The organism is Vulcanococcus limneticus LL (assembly GCF_002252705.1).
GTDB classification, from domain to species: Bacteria; Cyanobacteriota; Cyanobacteriia; order PCC-6307; family Cyanobiaceae; genus Vulcanococcus; species Vulcanococcus limneticus.
This window is the reverse complement of the sequence record NZ_NQLA01000117.1, coordinates 1-2,000: the sequence shown is the minus strand read 5'-3', so window position 1 is coordinate 2,000 and position 2,000 is coordinate 1. Positions and strand designations below refer to the sequence as shown.

2 protein-coding genes and 1 pseudogene are annotated in these 2,000 nt (G+C 65.5%); 1 reads left to right on the top strand and 2 read right to left on the bottom strand.

The genetic code is table 11. The features are described from left to right. Nucleotides 1-97: 97 nt before the first annotated feature. Nucleotides 98-591, bottom strand: a pseudogene (locus CJZ98_RS17580) (phycobilisome rod-core linker polypeptide); the annotation flags it as partial. 337 nt (nucleotides 592-928) lie between these two features. Here CJZ98_RS17580 and CJZ98_RS17575 point away from each other — a divergent pair. Further along, nucleotides 929-1,324: a hypothetical protein gene (locus tag CJZ98_RS17575; protein WP_094592395.1), complete on the top strand. Its 396-nt coding sequence runs from the start codon at nucleotides 929-931 to the stop codon at nucleotides 1,322-1,324. 25 nt (nucleotides 1,325-1,349) lie between these two features. Here the strand turns inward: CJZ98_RS17575 and CJZ98_RS17570 are convergent, their stop codons facing one another. Beyond that, nucleotides 1,350-1,898 (bottom strand): phycobilisome rod-core linker polypeptide, encoded by a 549-nt coding sequence (locus tag CJZ98_RS17570; RefSeq protein WP_269798979.1) that lies wholly within the window; start codon nucleotides 1,896-1,898, stop codon nucleotides 1,350-1,352. Nucleotides 1,899-2,000: the final 102 nt, after the last annotated feature.

Genomic DNA, 2,000 nt, shown 5'->3' with positions numbered 1-2,000 from the left:
GCTCAGAGAGTTGGCCTACGACATCAAGGGGATGCTGGCGCTGGGAGGCGTTGCGCCACTGCGTGACAAGGTCTGAGCACACTTTTAGGCAGCCCTGGGAGAACTGCAGACCCTGCTGACCCACGGAGTGGTGCCAGCCGTGGAGATAGGCCACACCCTCTTCACCGAAACGATCCTGATACTCGACGCTGTCGAGTAAGAGTCGATCTCGGCGTCGTAGCCCTGCTCCTGCAGGATGGTGAAGTGGTGCAGCATCTCTGCCGTGTTTTGGGGCGCGTGGCCCAGCAGGTGCTCGAAGTTGAGCTCGATGAAGCGGTAGGGATTGCTGCTCTCAAAGAAGCGCTTGCGATACAGACCGCTCTTGGCCACCTGACGCACGAGCTTGCGCACGCTCAGGTTGCCGCGCTTCAAGAGTGATTCCGGACCTTCAAGGCGCTCACTGGCCATCACGTACTGGTTGCCGAGAACCTGCAGATAGCCGGCAGGGATCACAGATGCTTTGTCGTCCGACGAGGCGGACATCCAGTTTTCGTTGACGCGGTTGTTGGTGTGACGCTCGATGCCCAGGTAGGCAGCGTTGGCGAGAGTTATGGGCGGGCGGGCCGAGGGGGTGGCGGAGGCAGCACCGAAAACGGTGCCGCGCGGATAGGCAACCTGCGCTGGCGCCGAGGGGCGCTGGGGGTGGCGCTGGCCAGGCACGTCCGGTGGCCTGGGGAGTGGGCTGGTGCTGTCGCCGGGGAAGCGCTGCAGCAACAGGCTCACTCGGCAGGCCAAAGGGGGCCAGCCAGAGGGCTGCTGCCGGATCCTATGGGTCCAGTTTGCCCGCAAGCCCAGCCCTTCATAAACGTTACAAACCCCCGCCGCAGCGCAGCCCCTGGCAGCAGCGGACAGGACCGATACCATCCGGCCCAACACCACCGGGCTCGCCATGTCTGCCCCTGTCTCCGTCACGCTCCAGCACCGGATCAGCGAGCAGCTCCAGGCCCTCAGCCAGGTGGGGGAGAGCCTGACCCTGCGGCTGCTCGATCTCGAGGAGCGCCTCAACCTGATCGAGGAGCATCTCACCGTTCAGGCCGGCCGTTCCGAGGCGGATACCGGCCTGGACCACACCGGCGAGATCCTCGCCCTCACCGAGGAGCGGATCGCCCGACTCGAAGACCTGCTGACGTCACAGAGCGTTGAGCACCGCGGTGATGGTGGCCATCCCCACCTCCATCTGAGCAGTGTGCCCACCTATGCGGAAAGCTCCCCCACCGAGGCGGAGGAGCACGATCCGTTCCCCGAAGACGAGGAGCAGCCCTTCATGGATGAGATGAGCGCCTGAGGGCAGCCGCTCGGTTTCGCGGACCTCAGCCGGCCGAGCCCGTGCTGAGCATTGCCGCCGCGGTGGTGATCAGGATCCTCACCAGCTCCAGGCCGCCGATGGCGGCCAGGGCCAGCCAGAGGGTCTGGGCGAACTTGGGAGGCTTGCCGCCAACCCAGGCCGGTGAGATCTGCTCGCCACTGAACTGGGCGCCAGCGCGGCCCGTGGGATCGGCCGGGGCCCGACGGGCGCTGATGTCACGCCAATAGGCGTCGTAGCGGGGGGCCTTCTGGGTGAACGGCAGCTGGCCCTGGGCCCGACCCGCCAGCACCCGCGAGCGCTGATAGGGCACCTCCTCGGTGCCGAACGCCTCGAGGTACTCCGGCGAATTGAGCAGGGCATCCACCAGACCCTCCAGGCCCTGGTTGGCGATCACGATCGACCAGGCAATGCGCTCCTGATCGCCGTGTACATCGCGACCCAGCACCCGGCCGACCAGCTGCTCTACCACCCTGTAATTGCTGTTGCAGCGGTAGAAGCCCTCGCGAAACTTGCGGGAGAGCAGCAGGCCGCGGATGAAGTCACGGGTGGTGATGTCGCCACTTGATTACCCAGCTCGCTCCGCAGCGCAGGACCTGAGCCCATAGACTGGTACACAAATACCAGTCCGGCCATGGCCCGCAGTGCGATCCAGTTC